The following is a 19773-nucleotide window of genomic DNA, read 5'->3' as shown; positions in this document are numbered from 1 at the left end:
ACCTGGAATGACTAGCCTTATCGCTATTTCAGGGACGTTGCCATGTCACATGCCGAAACCTTGCCCGTCGCCACGTCCAGACTGACGGCCGTACTGTTTGGACTCAGCGGCTGTCTGGTAGATTTCGGTGGTCGCGCCCGCCAACAGGCCATCGCCCTGCCCGAGCATGCCGAGGCCACACCGGGCGCGCTCGACAGCCTGCACAATTTGCAGCGCCAGCAGATTCCCTGCGCGTGGCTGGATGAACTGCCCCCTGCCCTCGCCCAATCGTTGTCGGCCTCACTGCCGGCGTCAATCAAACCTGCGCAACATTCGGCAACACTCAATCCGTGGCCTGCGCCGAATGCCTGCTGGCAAGCCTTGATGGACCTGAACGTCGGTTGTCTGGACGGCTGCGTGCTGGTCAGTGGCGAACCGCGCCTGCTGCAGGCCGGCCTGAACGCCGGGCTGTGGACCATCGGCCTCGCCTCCTGCGGCTCGCTGTGCGGCCTGGCACCGGGCGAATGGCAAGCCTTGAGCCAGAGAGAACGCGAACAACTGCGTGGCAAGGCGACCGTGCAGTTATTCGGGCTGGGCGTGCATTCGGTGATCGATCATCTGGGCGAACTCGACACTTGTCTGGCCGATATCAGCCTGCGCCGCCTCAAAGGCGAAAAGCCCTGATCGGGATCATGCAGGTTTGCCGGGAGTGGATTAATCTAAAGGTCAGCCATAGACCTTTGGCGCGTGGCTGCGGTCAATGCCAGTGCCTATTGATAAAAGGAAACCACCATGCCCGCCCAAGAACTGCAAAAACAGCTCGATACCCTGCGCGAGCAGCTGGAGCAGAATCCGCCGCTGACAGAAGTCGAACGCCAAGATTTGCGAGAGCTGATGGCGCAGATTGAATCCGAAATTCAACTGGAAAGTGCTACGCAAGACGCCAGCATCGCCGACGGCGTCAATCTGGCGGTTGATCGCTTCGAACTCGAACACCCGGCCATCGCCGGCACCCTGCGCAATATCGTCAACGCGCTGGGCAGCATGGGGATCTGATTCCCCCCGAAACACAAAAAGCCCTGCCATCACTGGCAGGGCTTTTTCATTTCCGGACTTGAAACACCGTCCCCTGTGGGAGCGAGCCTGCTCGCGAAGGCGTCGTGTCAATCGACATCATCCTTGACTGACACACCGTATTCGCGAGCAGGCTCGCTCCCACATTGGATATCGCACATTCCGGGTCTTTATTGACGCACCAGGCGGTGATTCGGCAGCTGTACGCTTTCAGTGCTGCGATACGGGTTGATATCCAGACCACCGCGACGCACATAACGTGCAAATACCGTCAGCTTTTCTGGCTTCAGCAGTCGTTGCAGATCAAGGAAAATCCGCTCCACACACTGCTCATGAAAGTCAGAGTGCTGGCGGAAGCTGACGATATATTCCAACAAGCTCGCGTGATCCAGCGCCGAGCCACGATACTCCACCACCACCGTGCCCCAGTCCGGCTGACTGGTGACCGGGCAGTTGGATTTGAGCAGATGGCTATACACCGTCCCCTCAACAATCCGCGAATCATCGCAACGCAGCAATTCCGGGCGCGGATGTTCATAGTTGCTGACGCTGATATCCAGATCGTCGATGCACACGCCCGGCAATGCCACGACGCCTTCTGCCTCCACGTCCTTCAGGCTGCGAACCCGCACGCCCACCGGTTTGCCGGCAGCGGCAGAAAGGTCTTTGACCAGCGTTGCTTCCAAAGAAGTGACGTCGGCAAACGCCGTCTGGTTCAGCGAGTTCAAATACAACTTGAACGACTTCGATTCGATGATATTCGGCGAATCCGCCGGGATGCTGAATTCGCCGATCGCCACCACCGGTTTACCCGACGGCAGCAGCCACGACAACTCGAAGCAGTTCCAGAAATCCACACCTTTATACGGCAGGGTTTCGGCGGTCAGGCCCAGTTCGGCCCATTTCGCGGTGCGCGGAATCGGGAACAGCAGGGACGGCGTGTACGTGGCGATGTATTCGCTGGATTTGCCCAGCGGCGAATGTTCGGCTGCGGGATGCATGGCGGAAACCTGACTGAAGAATCAGCGGATTCTACCAGCCTTTGCCCGCGCCTTTGAGTGCTTACTGACTGACAGTCAGTTTGCCGACCATGCCCGCCTGATAATGCCCGGGAATATTGCAGGCGAATTCCAGACTGGTGGCCTTGCTGAAGGTCCAGGTCAGCTCGGCGGTTTTGCCCGGCTCGACCAACACACTGTTGGGATCATCGTGCTTCATGCCATGGCCCATCGCTGCGTGATCCATGCCGGCCATATCGTGGGACATTTCCTTCATGCCGGTAGGCGTGAGCATGCCGCTTTGCTGCATCTGCAACATTTCCTGCTGGTGTTTGGCGTGCATTGCCGCGTCACCGAGGTTGAATTCGTGCAACAACTGACCTTTATTCACCAGCACAAAACGAACGGTCTCACCGGCCTTGATCTGAATGGTCTTGGGATCGAACGACATGTCGTTCAACACCACTTCAATGCTGCGCGAGGCTTTGGCGGCAGGCGCTGGCTGGCCGAAATCATAGGTGTGCGCGGGAGCTGCAAACGCCGTCGAACTCATTGCCAACAAACAGATGGCCAGGGATTGGCGTAAAAACATGGTCGTTCTCCAACAAGATAAGGTTCAGCCTGTGGGAAACTTTAGCCGGCCGGCGCTGGCAACTACCTGACAGGCAGATTACAACTTTGTCAGGTTGGCGCCTGTCGCCTGCTCTCAAGGTATAAAGCTTTCGTTTCTACACCCCGAACAAAACCGAGTCGCCCATGAAACTGTTGATCGTCGAAGACCAAGCGAAAACCGGCCAATACCTGCGCCAGGGCCTGACCGAGGCCGGGTTCAATACGGAACTGGTGGCCGACGGCAACAGTGGTCAGCAACTGGCGCTGAGCGGTGATTACGCGCTGCTGATCCTCGACGTGATGCTGCCGGGGCGCAGCGGCTGGCAGATTCTGCAAGCGGTGCGCAGCGCCGGGCTGGATACGCCGGTACTTTTTCTCACGGCCAAAGACGCCGTGGAAGACAGGGTTCATGGCCTCGAACTCGGTGCCGACGACTATCTGGTCAAGCCCTTCGCTTTCTCCGAACTGCTGGCGCGGGTGCGCAGCCTGTTGCGTCGCGGCAGCGCTACACAACAGGAAACCAGTCTGCAATTGGCCGACCTGCGCCTGGATCTGATCCGCCGCCGGGTTGAACGCAGCGGTCAGCGCATCGACCTGACCGCCAAGGAATTCGCGCTATTGGAAATGCTCCTCCGCCGTCAGGGTGAGGTGCTGCCAAAATCGCTGATCGCCTCGCAAGTCTGGGACATGAATTTCGACAGCGACACCAATGTCATCGAAGTGGCGATCCGCCGTTTGCGCCTGAAAATCGACGATGAGTTCCCCAACAAACTGATCCACACCGTGCGCGGCATGGGTTACGTGCTCGAAGAGCGTTGCGCCTGATGCGCCGGTTGTCCCTGAGTTCGCGCCTGGCTTTGTTGTTTGCCGCCTGCACCGCCGTGGTTTCACTGTTTGCCGGCGTGCTGTTCAACCGCGCCAGCGAGGCGCACTTCATCGAACTCGACCAGCAGCAACTCGACGGTAAGCTGATTGGCCTGCGCCGCGCCTTGCAGGATGTTCAACCCGCTCAACGTGAGGCGCGGCTGGCGGATGAGCTGAGTCGTCAGGCCGATCTGTCGCTGCGCATCACCGGCAGTGACGGCCAACGCTGGTACGACAGTTCGACGCAGATTCCCCAGGATTTGCCGCCAGAATCCGGCCTGTCGACCGTGAGTCACGACGGCACCGACTATCGCGTGCTCAACGCCCCGCTCTACCCGGAAAAAGCCGATTCACCGCAATTGAACTTGCTGCTGGACATCACCCATCACCAGCATTTTCTGCAACGCATGCAGCATCTGATCTGGCTGACGGTCGGGCTGTCAGCGCTGGCCACCGCTTTGCTCGGTGCCTGGGCCGCACGCAGCGGCTTGCGTCCGTTGCGGCGCATGAGCGCGGTCGCGCGTGGGATTTCCGCACAATCGCTGAATGCCCGACTGCCGGAAGCGCAAATGCCACCCGAGCTTGCGGAAATGGCCCACAGCTTCAACGCCATGCTCGCACGCCTCGACGACTCGTTTCAGCGGCTCTCGGCGTTTTCCGCCGACATCGCCCATGAACTGCGCACGCCGCTGTCGAACCTGCTGACCCACACTCAAGTCACCCTCACCCGCCCTCGGCCGATCGAGGATTACCGCGAAGCGCTGCACAGCAACCTCGAAGAGCTGCAATGGATGGCGCAATTGGTCAACGACATGTTGTACCTGGCCAAGGCGGACCACGGTTTGCTGATGCCCAAGCGCGAAGCGCTGGAACTGGCGGACGAGACCGATGTGTTGCTGGAGTTTTTTGCGCCGCTGGCGGAGGACGCCGGGGTCAAGCTGAGCCGTGAGGGCAATGCGCGGATCGCAGGTGATCGCAGTATGTTGCGCCGGGCCTTGTCGAATCTGCTGGATAACGCGCTGCGGTTTACCCCGGCTGAGGGCTATGTGAGCTTGCGGATCGTTGATCAAGCGAGCGCAGTGCGTATTTCAATCGAAAACAGTGGCGAGGGAGTTTCTGCGCAGTTGTTGCCACGCCTGTTTGATCGATTTTATCGGGCCGATCCGGCGCGACAGGAAGGCAGCAGTGAGCATGCGGGATTGGGGCTGGCGATTACTCAGTCGATCATCCGAGCCCATGGAGGGCAGATTCATTGCGAATCAGAGGCGGGATGGACGCGGTTTGTGATTGAGTTGCCTCGAACCTGATCGTTCCCACGCTCTGCGTGGGAATGCAGCCCGGGACGCTCCGCGTCCCTTCCAGAGCCGAACGCGGAGCGTCCGTTGAGGCATTCCCACGCTCTGCGTGGGAACGAGCATGGAATCGCTTACGAATATCTCAGCGCGTGAGCCGGCTCGATCTTCGCCGCCCGCCACGCCGGATACACCGTCGCCAAGAAGCTCAGGATAAAGCCCGCCGAGCAAATCAACAGCACATCCCCACCCTGCAATTCCGACGGCAAATTGCTGACGAAATACACATCGGAACTGAAGATGTGCTGCCCGCTGACTCGCTCGATCCAGCCCACGATCTGACTGACATTCAGCGCGGCGATCACACCCAATACGCCGCCAATAATGGTGCCGACAATGCCGATCACCGTGCCCTGCACCATGAAGATCGCCATGATCTGCCGTGGCGTGGCGCCGATGGTACGCAAAATCGCGATGTCCGCGCCCTTGTCGTTCACCACCATGATCAGGGTCGCGATGATGTTGAACGCCGCCACCGCGACGATCATCAGCAACAACAGGCCGATCATGGTTTTTTCCATTTTCATCGCGCTGAACAGGCTGCCCTGGGTGTGGGTCCAGTCATCAGCCTTGAACTCGGCGCCCAACCCGGCAGCGATGTCCGAGGAGACTTTCGGCGCGGCGTACAGGTCTTTCACCGCCAGACGCACGCTCTGTACCTGATTCGGCTCCCAGTGCTGCATGGTCGCGGCGTCAGCCACATGGATCAGGCCCATCGAGCCGTCCAGTTCGGCGCCAACCTTGAACACGCCGACCACGTTCAGTCGCTGCATACGCGGGGTGATGCCACCCGGCGCGGTGCTGACTTCCGGGACGATCAGGGTGATTTTGTCGCCAACATTGAGGCGGAAACGTCGTGCAGTGATTTCACCAATCACCACGCCGAACTCGCCCGGTTTCAAGGCATCCAGACGCCCCTGCACAATGTGCTGGGCAACGATCGACACCTTGCCTTCCTGCGCCGGATCGACGCCACTGATCTGGATCGGCTGCATCAGGCCCTTATAGGAGAGCATGCCTTCCATCTCGGTGAACGGCACGGCGGCAGTCACTTCAGGATTTTTCATCGCGGCGGCGGCCACTGGCTGCCAGTCATCGATCGGCTTGACGCCAACGATGGTCGCGTGCGGCACCATGCCGAGGATGCGCGAGCTCATTTCGCGCTGGAAGCCGTTCATCACCGACAACACCACGATCATCGCCAGCACGCCGAGGGCGAGGCCGATCATCGAGGTCATCGAAATGAACGAAACAAAGCGATTGCGGCGCTTGGCGCGGGTATAGCGCGTGCCGATAAAGATCGATAACGGTCTGAACATTCGCTGGGGCACCGTATAAAAATAAAAGACCCGACGCCTTTGCAGGCGCCGGGTTTCAGCCAATCAGATAGGCGTGAGGCAACCTTCTTGCAGGTGCAGTACGCGATCCATCTGGCGGGCCAGGTTCATGTCGTGGGTCACCACCAGGAACGCCGTGCGCATCGAGGTGCTGAGTTCCAGCATCAAATCCTGAATACCTTGCGCGGTGTGCGAGTCGAGGTTGCCAGTCGGCTCATCGAGCATCACCAAGCCCGGCTTGTTCACCAGGGCGCGGGCGATGGCCACACGCTGACGTTCACCGCCGGACAGTTCCGCCGGTTTGTGCTCCAGGCGATGACCGAGGCCGACGCGCTCCAGCAGTGCCGTGGCACGCTGACGGGCTTCCGGGATCGGCGTCTTGCCGATCAACAGCGGCATGCAGACGTTTTCCAGCGCAGTGAATTCCGGCAGCAAGTGGTGAAACTGGTAAACGAAACCGAGCGCACGGTTACGCAGCAGGCCACGCTTCTTCTCGCTCAGTGCCGACAGCTCTTCACCGTCGAGCCAGACGCTGCCCTTGGTTGGCGTATCGAGGCCGCCGAGCAGGTTGAGCAAAGTACTTTTGCCCGAACCCGAGGTGCCGACGATCGCGACACGCTCGCCCGGGTGCAACTCCAGTTGCAGGCCGGCCAGTACTTCTACCGATTCCGGGCCTTCCTCGTAGGATTTGCCCAGGTTACGGCAGCTCAAGATTGCTTGTTCACTCATGCCCGACTCACTCATAACGTAGCGCCTCCGCCGGCTGGGTGCGCGCGGCACGCCAGGCGGGATACAGGGTGGCGAGGAAACTCAGGACCAACGCAGCGGCGCAGACCATGACCACATCCTGGCTCTGCACCTGCGACGGAAGATAATCAATGAAATACACGTCAGCATTAAGGAATTTGTGGCCGATCAGGCCTTCCAGTGCCGAGATCGCCGCGCTGACATTAAGCGCCGCGAAAATGCCGACCACCGCGCCAATCGCCGTGCCGACCACACCGATCACCGTGCCTTGCACCATGAACGTGCGCATGATCGTGCCCGGCGTCGCGCCCAAGGTGCGCAGAATGGCGATGTCGCCCTTCTTGTCGTTGACCACCATCACCAGTGTGGAAATGATGTTGAACGCAGCCACGGCAACGATCAGCAACAGCAGCAGGCCGATCATGGCTTTTTCCATGCGGATCGCCTGATACAGATTGCCGTGGGTGCGCGTCCAGTCGCGGGCGTAGTAATGGTCTTCGCCGAGTTGCTGGGCGATGTTCCATGCTACGCGCGGTGCCTGGAACAGGTCGTCGAACTTCAGGCGAATGCCCTGCACCTGATCAGGCTTCCAGCGGTGCATCTTCGCCAGATCCTGCAGGTTGGTGACGCCCAGATAGCCATCGAGTTCGCCAGCGCCGACATGGAAAATACCCACAACGGTGAAGCGCTTCATGCGCGGGAACATCCCGGCCGGGGTCACGCTCACCTCCGGCGCGACGAAGGTGACTTTGTCACCGATGCCCACGCCGAGCTTGGTCGCGGCCTTGTCGCCGATGACGATGCCGAAGCTGCCCGGCGTCAAATCGTCGAGTTTGCCCTGCTTCATGAAGTTGTCGATGATCGACACGTTGCGCTCGAGCGCAGGGTCGATGGCGTTGAGCAACACCTTGGACACCTGACCGTTATTGGTCAGCAGGCCCTGCATCTGCGTAAACGGCGCTACCGCCGTCACCTGCGGGTTCTGTTTGACCTGGGTCGCCAGGCTTTGCCAATCGTTGATCGGCTCAGTGGATTCAATGGTCGCGTGGGGCACCATGCCCAGCACGCGGGTGCGCATCTCATGATCGAAGCCATTCATCACCGACAGCACGACGATCATCACGACCACGCCAAGGGCGAGCCCGATCATCGAAGTCAGGGAAATGAATGACACAAAATGATTGCGACGCTTTGCACGGGTATAACGCGTGCCGATAAATACGAAGAGAGGTCTGAACATGTCGGGGCTTGTTCGGAGGGAAAAGGAACGTCCTTGTGGCGGGGGGCGATAACCAGCTTTACACTCAGACCACCGCCGCTACCATGGGTTCGCCATGTCGACATTAGATGAAGAAGATCGCCGCGAATACTACCGTATCGAGGACACGATCGCACTGGAAATTCGGCCCCTGTCTGCTCCCGAAGCCGCAGGCCAGGAAGTGTTGCAGGATGCTTCTCCACTGTTCAACCTGCTCAGCGAACTGCACCTGAGCGAATTCGAGTCGCAGCACCTGTTGCGCCAGATCAGCGAGCGCGATCGGGCCATTGCCGCGTTCCTGAAATCGCAGAACAAACGCATCGACCTGCTCAGCCAGGTGGTAGCCCTGACCGTGCTCGGCCATATCGGCGAGCCGCAACCGGTGATCATCTCTGAAGGCGGGATCGACTTTCAGTATCCGACGCCGATCGCCACCGGCGCACACCTGTCGGTGAAACTGGTGCTGATGCCGCAAGCGCTGGGCCTGCTGCTGCGCGCCCGCGTGACCCATTGCGACCGCAAGGGCGAAGGCTACGACATCGGCACCGAGTTCGAACACTTGACAGACGCCCAGCGCCAGTTGCTCGCCCGCTATATCTTGCAGAAGCAGGCACAGGAACGACGTCTGGCTCGCGAACAGAACGAATCTGGCATTTAACTTAAGGAAGCACCGTGACCCTCATCTACGGCCACCGCGGCGCCAAGGGCGAAGCACCGGAAAACACCCTGAGCAGTTTTCAGGAATGTCTCAAGCACGGCGTGCGCCGATGCGAACTCGATCTGCACCTGTCCAAGGACGGCGAGTTGATGGTCATCCACGACCCGACCCTCAAGCGCACCACGGAACGGCGTGGCAAGGTCGTCGAGCACACCGCGGCCGAGCTGGTGACTTACGACGCGCGCAAGGGCGGTCCTGGCTGGATCAAGCCGTGCCCGATTCCGACGCTGGAAGAACTGTTCGAGAAGTGTGATTTCGAGCACTGGCAACTGGAAGTCAAAAGCGCTTCACGCACTCGCGCGGCAACCACGGTGCTGGCGATTCGTGAAATGGCCCAACGGCATGGCCTGCTCGACAAGGTGACGATCACCTCGAGTTCGCGGGAAGTGCTGAAAGCAGCGCTGGATCTGGTGCCGGATGTATCGCGCGGACTGGTCGCCGAATACGCCTGGCTCGACCCGTTGAAGGTCGCCGCCAGCTATGGCTGTGAAATTCTCGCGCTGAACTGGACGCTGTGTACGCCGGAACGCCTGCAGAAGGCGCAGCGTCAGGGGCTGCATGTGTCGGTGTGGACCGTCAACGAGCCTGCGCTGATGCGCAGACTCGCCGACTTCGGCGTTGACAGCCTGATTACAGACTTTCCCGGTTTGGCCACTGCCACCCTCGAGAATTGCTGAAATCGGTCTCCCCGGCCGGCTCAGGCCACCGGCCGGAGCCCGTCAAAAAAGCCGGTTGAGGCCGTCGTACGCTGCTACCCGATAGGCTTCAGCCATGGTCGGGTAGTTGAACGTCGTGTTGACGAAGTACTTCAGGGTGTTCAGTTCGCCCGGCTGGCTCATGATCGCCTGACCGATGTGGACGATCTCCGAAGCCTGGTAACCGAAGCAGTGAACGCCCAGCACTTCCAGGGTTTCACGGTGGAACAGGATCTTCAGCATGCCTTGCGGCTCGCCGGCGATCTGCGCACGCGCCATGCTCTTGAAGAACGCCTTGCCCACTTCATACGGCACTTTGGCCTGAGTCAGCTCCTGCTCGTTCTTGCCGATCGAGCTGATCTCCGGAATGGTGTAGATGCCGGTCGGCACGTCATTCACAAAGCGCCAGCTACCGTTATCAACGATGCTGCCAGCAGCCGAACGACCTTGGTCGTGGGCGGCACTGGCCAGGCTCGGCCAGCCGATCACGTCACCGGCGCCGTAGATGTTCGGCACGCAGGTACGGTAAGCCTCGTCGACTTCGATCTGGCCACGGCTGTTGACCTTGACGCCGATGTTTTCCAGACCGAGCTGGTCGGTGTTACCGGTACGACCGTTGCACCAGAGCAAGGCGTCGGCCTTGATCTTCTTGCCAGACTTCAGGTGCAGGATCACGCCGTTGTCGACGCCTTCAACGCGATCGTAATCTTCGTTGTGGCGCACGGTGATGTTGTTGTTGCTGAAGTGATAGCTCAACGCCTGGGAGATTTCCGAGTCAAGGAAACTCAGCAGCTGACCACGGTTGTCGACCAGCTCGACCAGTACACCCAGACCGCTGAAGATCGACGCGTATTCGCAACCGATCACGCCGGCGCCGTAAACGATCAGTTTGCGCGGGGTGTGGTTGAGGCTGAGGATGGTGTCGCTGTCGTAGATACGCGGGTGGTGGAAATCGATGTCCGCCGGGCGATACGGGCGCGAGCCGGTGGCGATGATGATGTGCTTGGCCACCAGTTTTTCGACCACACCGTTGGCGCAGACCACTTCGATGGTTTGTTCGTCGGCGAAGCTGCCGGTGCCAAAGAATACGTCGACGCGGTTACGGGCGTAGTAGCCGGTACGCGAAGCGACTTGTTTGGAAATGACTTTCTCGGCGCTTTTCAACACATCCGGGAAGGAGAACCAGCGCGGCTCGCCGATCGCCCGGAACATAGGATTAGTGTTGAACTGCATGATCTGCCGCACCGAGTGACGCAGTGCCTTGGACGGGATGGTGCCGAGGTGGGTGCAGTTGCCGCCGACCTGGCGACGGCTGTCGACCATCGCGACCTTGCGCCCTGCTTTGGCGGCGTTCATTGCCGCGCCTTCTCCCGCCGGGCCGGAACCCAGCACCACCACGTCGTAGTTGTAGACAGCCATGCGTACTCCTCAGAACAGGCCGCGGTGCCAGCAGCACCGGCGGCTAAATCACGCCGAACGGCGGCGCGAAGGAACAATTGGGGGTCAATCAAGAACCCGGACACAGTCTATAGAAGCGTCAACGCCGCGCACATTAACCCTTGGTCGCGTCGTAGGCTACTTTTGCCTGCACTACAACGCCAGCTTTCGTATTGTTCTCAGTCAGTTTTTGCGCCACTGAGGCGCTCGAACGCCTGACTGGTGCGGATGACAAAACCTGTATCGGCACGAATCACAAAGAATGCACCAATGTCATGTTTTTCGGCATAGTCCCACGCCCTTTCGGGGCCGAGAATCAGCAACAGCGTCGATAGTCCATCGGCCATCAACGCTGAAGGATGAATTACCGTGACTGACGCCAGATCGTGTAGGACCGGTGCACCGGTGCGGGCATCGAAGGTGTGGGAATAGCGCCGGCCGTCCTGCAGGAAATAGTTACGGTAGTCGCCAGAGGTAGAAACGCCGTAGCCGTCGACATTGATGATGCGCTCGGCGACCTGCTGATCGTCACGAGGCTCTTCCAGGGCAATGCGCCAAGGTGAGCCGTCGAGTTTCTTGCCTTTAGCCTTTAATTCTCCCGTGGCTTCAGCGAGGTAATCGTGAATGCCCAGCGCGTCGAGCCTGGCCGCGATGGTGTCGACGGCATAACCGGCGGCGATGCTGTTGAAGTCGACTTCGACGGCGGCGTCTTTACACAACTGCTCGCCATTGATGTGCAGATGCTGATGGCCAACGCGCTGCAGCACATCGGCCAGCGTTGTAGCGTCAGGGACTCTTTCTTCGCGACCTTGCGGGCCGAATCCCCAGAGATTCATCAGCGGTTCGACAGTGAGGTCGTAGGAGCCTTCGCTTTGCACTGACAGCTGTTCGCCGATGCGGATCAATTCGAGCACCGATGCGGGCATTTTCTGACAGCTGTTCGCGGGCAAGGCATTGAAGCGTTCGATGTCTGAATCATTGCGATAGGTGGACAGCTGCCGGTCGACTTCGGCGAGGATGCCTTCCACTTCGCTGCGAACTTGCGACGAATCTGGATCACCTGCATGACGCACGTACTTGATCGAATACGTGCTGCCCATGGTGGGGCCACCGAAACTTTCCAGTGAATCGCCATTGCCGCAGCCGGCCAAAAGGCCAGCCAGCATCACGACCCCACGCCATCGTCCAGTGAACAATTATTCATCTCCCTGCAAAACCGCGACGGCCATTATGAATTAAAGGATCTGCAACATCTTTATACAAAATCCAATAGTGAGTACCTGAACATGTCCACCACCACGGGCAAAGGCAAAGCGATCTTTCGCGTTGTCAGCGGCAACTTTCTCGAAATGTTCGACTTCATGGTCTACGGCTTCTACGCCACGGCCATCGCCAAGACCTTCTTCCCGACGGACAGCGCCTTCGCTTCTCTGATGCTGGCGCTGGCGACCTTCGGTGCCGGTTTTCTGATGCGTCCATTGGGGGCGATTTTCCTCGGCGCTTACATTGACCGCCATGGCCGCCGCCAAGGGCTGATCATCACGCTGGCCTTGATGGCCGCCGGTACGGTGCTGATTGCCTGCGTTCCGGGCTACGCCACCCTCGGCGTTGCCGCACCGCTGCTCGTACTGTTTGGCCGTTTGCTGCAAGGCTTCTCGGCCGGCGTGGAGCTGGGTGGCGTGTCGGTGTATCTGGCAGAGATCGCGACACCGGGCCGCAAGGGCTTCTTCGTCAGTTGGCAGTCGGCGAGTCAGCAAGCGGCAGTGGTCTTCGCCGGACTCCTTGGGGTCGGCCTCAACCACTGGCTGAGCCCGGAGCAAATGGGTGATTGGGGCTGGCGCGTGCCGTTCCTGATCGGCTGCATGATTGTGCCGGTGATCTTTGTCATTCGCCGCTCACTGGAGGAAACGCCAGAGTTCGAGGCCAGGAAACATCGCCCAACCCTGCGGGAAATTGTCCGCTCGATCGGTCAGAACTTTGGCATCGTCATCGCCGGCATGGCGCTGGTGGTAATGACCACGGTGTCGTTCTACCTGATCACCGCGTACACCCCGACCTTCGGCAAGGCTGAACTGCATTTGTCAGACTTCGACGCGCTGTTGGTGACGGTGTGCATCGGCCTGTCGAATTTCTTCTGGTTGCCGGTGATGGGCGCGGTATCCGACAAGATCGGACGCAAACCCCTACTGCTGGCGGCGACGATTCTGGCGATTCTCACCGCATATCCAGCGCTGTCGTGGCTGGTGGCGAACCCGAGCTTCAGCCATCTGCTGATCGTCGAGCTGTGGTTGTCGTTCCTCTACGGCTCGTATAACGGCGCGATGGTGGTGGCGCTGACCGAGATCATGCCGGTGGAAGTGCGTACGACCGGGTTCTCGCTGGCCTATAGCCTGGCGACAGCGACGTTCGGCGGGTTTACCCCGGCGGCGTGCACGTATCTGATTCATGTGCTGGATAACAAGGCTGCGCCGGGGATCTGGCTAAGTGGCGCGGCGGTGTTGGGGCTGATTGCGACGCTGGTGCTGTTCCGGGGCAACAAGCATGAACTGCGTACCGCGCAAGCGGCCATCCCCGGCGGCGCCCGATAGGACGCTATCGCTGGCAAGCCAGCTCCCACAGGGTTTCGGGTGTTAACGCAATTGTGCAATTCACCAAGAAACCTGTGGGAGCTGGCTTGCCAGCGATGAGGGCATAAAGCAAAGATCGCAGCCTTCGGCAGCTCCTACAGAATCAATGCGATCTCCTGTAGGAGCTGCCGAAGGCTGCGATCTTTTGATCTTCCCCCAAACAAAAAAGCCCCGACCTAGGTCGGGGCTTTTTCATGTGCAGCTATCGCTTAGCGCGGGAATGCTGGCGGGTTTACACCTGCCATGTCTTCCATCACGCGGATAACCTGGCAGCTGTAACCGAACTCGTTGTCGTACCAGACGTACAGAACAACGCGGTTGTCCTGCACGATGGTCGCTTCAGCGTCGACCACACCGGCGTGGCGCGAGCCAACGAAGTCGGTCGAAACCACTTCCTGCGAATTGACGAAGTCGATTTGCTTGTGCAGATCGGAGTGCAGCGCCATGTAGCGCAGGTACTCGTTCATCTCTTCACGGGTGGCGGCTTTCTCAAGGTTCAGGTTGAGAATGGCCATCGACACGTTTGGCGTTGGAACACGGATCGCGTTACCGGTCAGTTTGCCGGCCAGCTCAGGCAGGGCCTTGGCAGCAGCGGTGGCAGCACCGGTCTCGGTGATGACCATGTTCAGCGCGGCGCTACGACCACGGCGATCGCCCTTGTGGAAGTTGTCGATCAGGTTCTGGTCGTTGGTGTACGAGTGAACGGTTTCGACGTGACCGTTGATGATGCCGAACTTGTCATTCACAGCCTTCAGCACCGGCACGATGGCGTTGGTGGTGCAGGAAGCGGCAGAGACGATCTTGTCATCAGCGGTGATTTCACCGTGGTTGATGCCGTGAACGATGTTCTTCAGCTTGCCTTTGCCAGGTGCGGTCAGAACCACGCGGTCGATACCCGGGCACTGCAAGTGCTGACCCAGGCCATCGGCGTCACGCCATACACCGGTGTTGTCCACCAGCAGCGCGTCTTTGATGCCGTACTGGGTGTAATCCACTTCAGTCGGGTTCTTCGCGTAGATCACCTGGATCAGGTTACCGTTGGCGGTGATGGTGTTGTTTTCTTCGTCGATGGTAATGGTGCCGTTGAACGAACCGTGTACCGAATCGCGACGCAGCAGGCTGGCGCGTTTGGTCAGGTCGTTTTCGGCGCCTTTGCGCACGACGATGGCACGCAGACGCAGGCCGTCGCCACCACCGGTTTTTTCGATCAGGATGCGCGCCAGCAGACGGCCGATACGACCGAAGCCGTACAGCACAACGTCGGTGCCTTTACGTGCGGAAGCGTTTTGCTGGCCAACCACGTCAGCCATTTCTTCACGAACGAATTGCTCGGCGCTGCGGCCATTGCCTTCGTTACGGAATTTGAACGCCAACTTGCCCAGATCTACCGAAGCCGCGCCGAGCTTGAGCTCGCTCATGGCTTTGAGCAGTGGGAATGTTTCGTGGACGGAGAGTTCGCTGTCGTCGGAAGAACGGTGGCGAGCAAAGCGGTGAGCTTTGAGAATCGCGATGACAGACTGGTTGATCAGGCTGCGGCCATAGATCGAGCTCACCACGTTGTTATTGCGGTAGAGCTGACCGATAAGCGGAATCATCGCTTCTGCGAGTGCTTCACGGTCGATCCATTCACCAAGACACTGGTCGGGCTTCTGAGTCACGGTAACCTTCCACATGTAGGGGCAGAAAAAAGGGGCTACATTATGCCGCCGACAACCTCCTGTAGCAATGCGCGCTTGTCGCGAAATCGGTAACAAAATTCCGTTCAAAAAAATTACGCCTCTCTCAAGCCCAGTAAAACCGGGGCTTTCAGCGCAGTCAATTTTTCGACGACTGTTAGACGATGTCTGTAACCCTCCGTAACACCACCCCGTTTCGGCACTACATAACCACAAAAAAACTGCTCGTTTTTATGGTTACCACTACATTTCGTCCAAACAGCGAAGATAGACGTAGTCTGCAACTGACAGGCGGCACCCGACGCCGCTACAATTACCGACTTTGTCGCAAAGCCTGGAGCTCAACCTTCCGTGCCCGTTCTGCGTCTACCGCTACTCCCTGCCGAGGCAGGTAAACAGCATTGGGGCAATCTGCCCGGTGCTGCCCTCAGCCTGGCGATTGCCGAGGCTGCCAGCGCTGCCAAGCGCTTCACCCTGCTACTGACCGCCGACAGCCAGAGCGCTGAACGACTGGAACAGGAGCTGAGTTTCTTCGCCCCGGATTTGCCCGTGCTGCATTTCCCCGACTGGGAAACCCTGCCGTACGACCTGTTCTCGCCGCACCAGGACATCATTTCCCAGCGCATCGCCAGCTTATACAGGCTGCCCGAGCTGGAACATGGCGTGCTGGTGGTGCCGATCACCACAGCGTTGCACCGCTTGGCGCCGACCAAGTTCCTGCTCGGTAGCAGCCTGGTGTTGGATGTCGGGCAGAAGCTTGATGTTGAACAGATGCGTTCGCGACTCGAAGCCAGTGGCTATCGTTACGTCGACACGGTTTATGAGCACGGTGAGTTCACCGTGCGTGGTGCGTTGATCGACCTGTTCCCGATGGGCAGCAAGTTGCCGTATCGCATCGACCTGTTCGATGACGAAATCGAAACCCTGCGCACCTTCGACCCGGAAAACCAGCGCTCCATCGACAAGGTCGATTCGGTCAAGCTGCTGCCAGCACGTGAGTTTCCGCTGCAGAAAGACGCGGTCACCCGTTTCAAGGCGCGCTTCCGCGAGCGTTTCGACGTCGACTTCCGTCGCTGTCCGATCTTTCAGGATCTGAGCAGCGGCATCACTCCGGCCGGTATCGAGTACTACCTGCCGCTGTTCTTCGACGAAACCTCGACCCTGTTCGATTACCTGCCGCAGGACACCCAGGTGTTCTCTCTGCCGGGCATCGAGCAAGCGGCGGAGAATTTCTGGAACGACGTGCGCAACCGTTATGAAGAGCGCCGCGTCGATCCTTCGCGTCCTTTATTGCCACCGGCGGAATTGTTCCTGCCGGTGGAAGACTGTTTCGCCCGACTGAAGAGTTGGCCGCGTGTGGTCGCCAGCCAACAAGACGTCGAAACCGGCGTCGGCCGCGAGCGATTCCCCGCGCAGGCGCTGCCGAACCTGGCGATCGAAGCCAAAGCCACGCAACCGCTGGCGGCGTTGTCGACCTTCCTTGATGAATTCCCCGGCCGCGTGCTGTTCACCGCCGAATCCGCCGGCCGTCGCGAAGTGCTGCTGGAATTGCTCGAACGCCTGAAGCTGCGACCGAAAACCGTCGACAGCTGGCCAGACTTTGTTGCGAGCAAGGATCGCCTGGCGATCACCATTGCCCCGCTCGATGAAGGTCTGATGCTGGATGACCCGGCGCTGGCATTGGTCGCGGAAAGTCCGCTGTTCGGCCAACGCGTGATGCAACGTCGTCGTCGCGAGAAACGCAGTGACGTCAGCAATGACGCGGTGATCAAGAACCTCACCGAGCTGCGCGAAGGCGCGCCGGTGGTGCACATCGATCACGGTGTCGGCCGCTATCTGGGCCTGACCATTCTGGAAATCGACAATCAGGCAGCCGAATTCCTCACCCTCGAATACGCCGAGAACGCCAAGCTTTACGTGCCGGTGGCCAACCTGCATCTGATCGCGCGCTACACCGGCAGCGACGATGCCTTGGCCCCGCTGCACCGACTCGGCTCGGAAACCTGGCAGAAAGCCAAACGCAAAGCCGCCGAACAGGTGCGTGATGTCGCCGCTGAATTGCTCGATATTTACGCCCGTCGCGCCGCTCGCGAGGGTTACGCATTTGCCGACCCGAAAGCTGATTACGCGACGTTCAGCGCTGGTTTCCCGTTCGAAGAAACCCCGGATCAGCAGTCGACCATCGAAGCCGTGCGTGAAGACATGCTCGCACCGAAACCAATGGATCGACTGGTCTGCGGCGACGTCGGCTTCGGCAAGACCGAAGTGGCGATGCGTGCTGCGTTCATCGCCGTGCATGGCGGTCGTCAGGTGGCGATTCTGGTGCCGACCACCCTGCTCGCCCAGCAGCACTACAACAGCTTCCGCGACCGCTTCGCCGACTGGCCGGTGACCGTAGAAGTCATGAGCCGCTTCAAATCGGCCAAGGAAGTGAATGCGGCGATTGCCGATCTGGCGGAAGGCAAGATCGACATCGTCATCGGCACGCACAAGCTGCTGTCCGACGACGTCAAAATCAAAAACCTCGGGTTGGTGATCATCGACGAAGAGCACCGTTTCGGTGTCCGTCAGAAAGAACAGCTCAAGGCCCTGCGCAGCGAAGTCGACATTCTTACGCTGACCGCCACACCGATTCCGCGCACGCTGAACATGGCGGTGTCGGGCATGCGCGACCTGTCGATCATCGCCACGCCGCCAGCACGACGCCTGTCGGTGCGCACCTTCGTCATGGAGCAGAACAAGAGCACGGTCAAAGAAGCCCTGCTCCGCGAACTGCTGCGCGGCGGTCAGGTTTACTACCTGCACAACGATGTGAAAACCATCGAGAAGTGCGCCGCCGATCTCGCCGAACTGGTGCCGGAAGCACGCATCGGCATCGGTCACGGACAGATGCGCGAACGCGAACTCGAACAGGTGATGAGCGACTTCTATCACAAGCGTTTCAACGTGTTGATCGCCTCGACCATTATCGAGACCGGCATCGACGTGCCGAGCGCCAACACCATCATCATCGAGCGCGCCGACAAGTTCGGCCTGGCGCAACTGCACCAGTTGCGCGGTCGCGTTGGCCGTAGCCACCACCAGGCTTACGCCTACTTGCTGACGCCGCCGCGCCAGCAAATCACCTCGGATGCAGAAAAGCGTCTTGAGGCAATTGCCAATACTCAGGATCTCGGCGCCGGTTTCGTGCTGGCCACCAACGACCTGGAAATCCGTGGTGCCGGCGAATTGCTCGGCGATGGTCAGAGCGGGCAGATTCAAGCCGTCGGCTTCACGCTGTACATGGAAATGCTCGAGCGCGCGGTGAAATCGATCCGCAAGGGCGAGCAACCGAACCTCGATCAGCCGCTGGGCGGTGGCCCGGAAGTCAACTTGCGGGTGCCTGCACTGATTCCGGAAGACTACCTGCCGGATGTTCACGCGCGCCTGATCCTGTACAAGCGCATTGCTTCGGCCACCGACGAGGAAGGCTTGAAGGATCTGCAAGTCGAGATGATCGACCGCTTCGGCCTGCTGCCGGAACCGACGAAGAATCTGGTGCGCATCACAGCACTGAAGTTGCAGGCCGAGCAATTGGGCATCAAGAAAGTCGATGGCGGCCCGCAAGGTGGGCGTATCGAGTTTGCTGCGCAGACGCCGGTCGACCCGATGACACTGATCAAGCTGATCCAGAGCCAGCCAAAACGCTACAAATTCGAAGGCGCAACGATGTTCAAATTCCAGGTACCGATGGAACGTCCGGAAGAGCGCTTTAATACTGTAGAGGCGCTATTTGAACGCCTCCTCCCGAAAACTGTTTGAAGGACGCCCAATGCGCCTGTTTCGTTCGCTGACTTTGCTGCTGACCTCGCTTTTGATAACAGTGTCAGCACCCTCGGTTTTCGCCGATGACCTGTATCAGGTCGAAATGATTCTGGTGCGTCAGAACGCCGTGCCGGCCATCGTCAGTCGTGCCGCGCCGGAAGACTGGGCCGCTGGTGCCCAGCGCCTGGCCGACGACAGCAAGCGCACGCCGGCGTTGAACGACGTGGTCAGCAAACTCACGGCCAGCGGCGACTACAGCGTGCTGATGCACAAAGCCTGGCAGCAAACCCTTGGCGAAGCACCGGCAAAAGTTGCGGTCAGCGACGGTCAGGAGCAGTTCGGCCAATTCCCGATCGAGGGCACGCTGGAGATGAAGCTCGGGCGCTTCACCGACGTGGCGGCCGACTTCTGGGTCAATCAGATCGACGCCAATGGCCTGGTCACCGCCAGCGAGCGCCTGAAACAGGACAGCCACACCAAGAACGGCCAACTCAACTATCTCGACAACGGCCATCTGGCCCTGCTGATCAAGATCACTTCCCTGACCGCGCCTGCGCCTCGGGAAGCGCCTGAAGCCATCCCGGACTGATCGAAG

17 protein-coding genes are annotated in these 19773 nt (G+C 59.6%); 9 read left to right on the top strand and 8 right to left on the bottom strand.

All coding sequences use genetic code 11. The features are described from left to right. Window positions 1-42: 42 nt before the first annotated feature. Window positions 43-663: an HAD family phosphatase gene (locus tag M5G26_RS17715; protein WP_273916082.1), complete on the top strand. Its 621-nt coding sequence runs from the start codon at window positions 43-45 to the stop codon at window positions 661-663. A 108-nt stretch (window positions 664-771) separates the two neighbouring features. Then, window positions 772-1035 carry a DUF4404 family protein gene (locus tag M5G26_RS17710; protein WP_273916081.1) on the top strand — a complete coding sequence of 88 codons (264 nt, stop codon included), beginning with the start codon at window positions 772-774 and terminating at the stop codon, window positions 1033-1035. Window positions 1036-1223: 188 nt separating this feature from the next. On the opposite strand, the gene queF is transcribed toward M5G26_RS17710, so the two are convergent. Next, on the bottom strand, window positions 1224-2054 hold the full coding sequence (gene queF, locus M5G26_RS17700; protein WP_273916080.1) for an NADPH-dependent 7-cyano-7-deazaguanine reductase QueF: 831 nt from the start codon (window positions 2052-2054) through the stop codon (window positions 1224-1226). 61 nt (window positions 2055-2115) lie between these two features. Further along, on the bottom strand, window positions 2116-2643 hold the full coding sequence (gene copI, locus M5G26_RS17695; RefSeq protein ID WP_134177049.1) for a copper-resistant cuproprotein CopI: 528 nt from the start codon (window positions 2641-2643) through the stop codon (window positions 2116-2118). A 164-nt stretch (window positions 2644-2807) separates the two neighbouring features. Between copI and M5G26_RS17690 the strand changes: the two genes are divergently transcribed. Next, window positions 2808-3488, top strand: coding sequence for a heavy metal response regulator transcription factor (locus M5G26_RS17690; protein ID WP_273916079.1), 681 nt, complete (start codon window positions 2808-2810; stop codon window positions 3486-3488). Continuing rightward, window positions 3488-4834 carry a heavy metal sensor histidine kinase gene (locus tag M5G26_RS17685; protein WP_273916078.1) on the top strand — a complete coding sequence of 449 codons (1347 nt, stop codon included), beginning with the start codon at window positions 3488-3490 and terminating at the stop codon, window positions 4832-4834. Before M5G26_RS17690 ends, M5G26_RS17685 begins: the two co-directional genes overlap by 1 nt. 119 nt (window positions 4835-4953) lie before the next feature. Here M5G26_RS17685 and M5G26_RS17680 read toward each other — a convergent pair whose 3' ends face one another. The 3 genes from M5G26_RS17680 to M5G26_RS17670 form a co-directional block, all read right to left on the bottom strand. Then, entirely contained in the window at window positions 4954-6198 is a 1245-nt protein-coding gene (locus M5G26_RS17680; RefSeq protein WP_102902248.1) for a lipoprotein-releasing ABC transporter permease subunit, read from the bottom strand. A 63-nt stretch (window positions 6199-6261) separates the two neighbouring features. Then, window positions 6262-6960, bottom strand: a complete 699-nt coding sequence (gene lolD / locus M5G26_RS17675; RefSeq protein WP_007910506.1) for a lipoprotein-releasing ABC transporter ATP-binding protein LolD — start codon at window positions 6958-6960, stop codon at window positions 6262-6264. Then, window positions 6953-8203, bottom strand: coding sequence for a lipoprotein-releasing ABC transporter permease subunit (locus M5G26_RS17670; protein ID WP_034156426.1), 1251 nt, complete (start codon window positions 8201-8203; stop codon window positions 6953-6955). Before M5G26_RS17670 ends, lolD begins: the two co-directional genes overlap by 8 nt. Window positions 8204-8297: 94 nt before the next feature. On the opposite strand from M5G26_RS17670, the gene M5G26_RS17665 reads away from it, so the two are divergent. Together M5G26_RS17665 and M5G26_RS17660 are read left to right on the top strand one after the other, a co-directional pair. Further along, window positions 8298-8879 carry a PilZ domain-containing protein gene (locus M5G26_RS17665; RefSeq protein ID WP_038362242.1) on the top strand — a complete coding sequence of 194 codons (582 nt, stop codon included), beginning with the start codon at window positions 8298-8300 and terminating at the stop codon, window positions 8877-8879. Between the two features lie 14 nt (window positions 8880-8893). After that, entirely contained in the window at window positions 8894-9616 is a 723-nt protein-coding gene (locus M5G26_RS17660; RefSeq protein WP_007910500.1) for a glycerophosphodiester phosphodiesterase, read from the top strand. Window positions 9617-9658: 42 nt separating this feature from the next. Here the strand turns inward: M5G26_RS17660 and sthA are convergent, their stop codons facing one another. Continuing rightward, window positions 9659-11053 carry a Si-specific NAD(P)(+) transhydrogenase gene (sthA, locus tag M5G26_RS17655; RefSeq protein WP_016986738.1) on the bottom strand — a complete coding sequence of 465 codons (1395 nt, stop codon included), beginning with the start codon at window positions 11051-11053 and terminating at the stop codon, window positions 9659-9661. A 197-nt stretch (window positions 11054-11250) separates the two neighbouring features. Further along, window positions 11251-12237 (bottom strand): FAD:protein FMN transferase, encoded by a 987-nt coding sequence (locus M5G26_RS17650; RefSeq protein WP_273916077.1) that lies wholly within the window; start codon window positions 12235-12237, stop codon window positions 11251-11253. 120 nt (window positions 12238-12357) lie between these two features. On the opposite strand from M5G26_RS17650, the gene M5G26_RS17645 reads away from it, so the two are divergent. Continuing rightward, complete coding sequence (locus tag M5G26_RS17645; RefSeq protein ID WP_273916076.1) at window positions 12358-13659, top strand: MFS transporter; 1302 nt, start codon at window positions 12358-12360, stop codon at window positions 13657-13659. 248 nt (window positions 13660-13907) lie between these two features. Here M5G26_RS17645 and M5G26_RS17640 read toward each other — a convergent pair whose 3' ends face one another. Continuing rightward, window positions 13908-15371, bottom strand: coding sequence for a glyceraldehyde-3-phosphate dehydrogenase (locus M5G26_RS17640; protein WP_034156430.1), 1464 nt, complete (start codon window positions 15369-15371; stop codon window positions 13908-13910). A 354-nt stretch (window positions 15372-15725) separates the two neighbouring features. Here M5G26_RS17640 and mfd point away from each other — a divergent pair, with 354 nt between their 5' ends. Further along, a complete protein-coding gene (mfd, locus tag M5G26_RS17635) occupies window positions 15726-19175 on the top strand; it encodes a transcription-repair coupling factor (protein WP_273916075.1) in 3450 nt (1149 codons plus the stop codon). A gap of 10 nt (window positions 19176-19185) precedes the next feature. Continuing rightward, window positions 19186-19767 carry a CsiV family protein gene (locus M5G26_RS17630; RefSeq protein WP_038362230.1) on the top strand — a complete coding sequence of 194 codons (582 nt, stop codon included), beginning with the start codon at window positions 19186-19188 and terminating at the stop codon, window positions 19765-19767. Window positions 19768-19773 lie beyond the last annotated feature (6 nt).

This window comes from Pseudomonas sp. TNT2022 ID642 (genome assembly GCF_028656995.1).
Classification (GTDB): Bacteria; Pseudomonadota; Gammaproteobacteria; order Pseudomonadales; family Pseudomonadaceae; genus Aquipseudomonas.
The sequence above is the reverse complement of the archived record's forward strand: the minus strand, read 5'-3'. Positions and strand labels throughout refer to the sequence as shown.

Coding starts and splice junctions, on each gene's coding strand:
- M5G26_RS17690 (WP_273916079.1), top strand. CDS start 2,808: ATGAAACTGTTGATCGTCGAAGACCAAGCGAAAACCGGCCAATACCTG.
- M5G26_RS17670 (WP_034156426.1), bottom strand. CDS start 8,203: ATGTTCAGACCTCTCTTCGTATTTATCGGCACGCGTTATACCCGTGCA.
- M5G26_RS17630 (WP_038362230.1), top strand. CDS start 19,186: ATGCGCCTGTTTCGTTCGCTGACTTTGCTGCTGACCTCGCTTTTGATA.
- M5G26_RS17710 (WP_273916081.1), top strand. CDS start 772: ATGCCCGCCCAAGAACTGCAAAAACAGCTCGATACCCTGCGCGAGCAG.
- M5G26_RS17715 (WP_273916082.1), top strand. CDS start 43: ATGTCACATGCCGAAACCTTGCCCGTCGCCACGTCCAGACTGACGGCC.
- M5G26_RS17680 (WP_102902248.1), bottom strand. CDS start 6,198: ATGTTCAGACCGTTATCGATCTTTATCGGCACGCGCTATACCCGCGCC.
- lolD (WP_007910506.1), bottom strand. CDS start 6,960: ATGAGTGAGTCGGGCATGAGTGAACAAGCAATCTTGAGCTGCCGTAAC.
- M5G26_RS17640 (WP_034156430.1), bottom strand. CDS start 15,371: ATGTGGAAGGTTACCGTGACTCAGAAGCCCGACCAGTGTCTTGGTGAA.
- M5G26_RS17650 (WP_273916077.1), bottom strand. CDS start 12,237: ATGCTGGCTGGCCTTTTGGCCGGCTGCGGCAATGGCGATTCACTGGAA.
- M5G26_RS17685 (WP_273916078.1), top strand. CDS start 3,488: ATGCGCCGGTTGTCCCTGAGTTCGCGCCTGGCTTTGTTGTTTGCCGCC.
- M5G26_RS17665 (WP_038362242.1), top strand. CDS start 8,298: ATGTCGACATTAGATGAAGAAGATCGCCGCGAATACTACCGTATCGAG.
- queF (WP_273916080.1), bottom strand. CDS start 2,054: ATGCATCCCGCAGCCGAACATTCGCCGCTGGGCAAATCCAGCGAATAC.
- copI (WP_134177049.1), bottom strand. CDS start 2,643: ATGTTTTTACGCCAATCCCTGGCCATCTGTTTGTTGGCAATGAGTTCG.
- sthA (WP_016986738.1), bottom strand. CDS start 11,053: ATGGCTGTCTACAACTACGACGTGGTGGTGCTGGGTTCCGGCCCGGCG.
- M5G26_RS17645 (WP_273916076.1), top strand. CDS start 12,358: ATGTCCACCACCACGGGCAAAGGCAAAGCGATCTTTCGCGTTGTCAGC.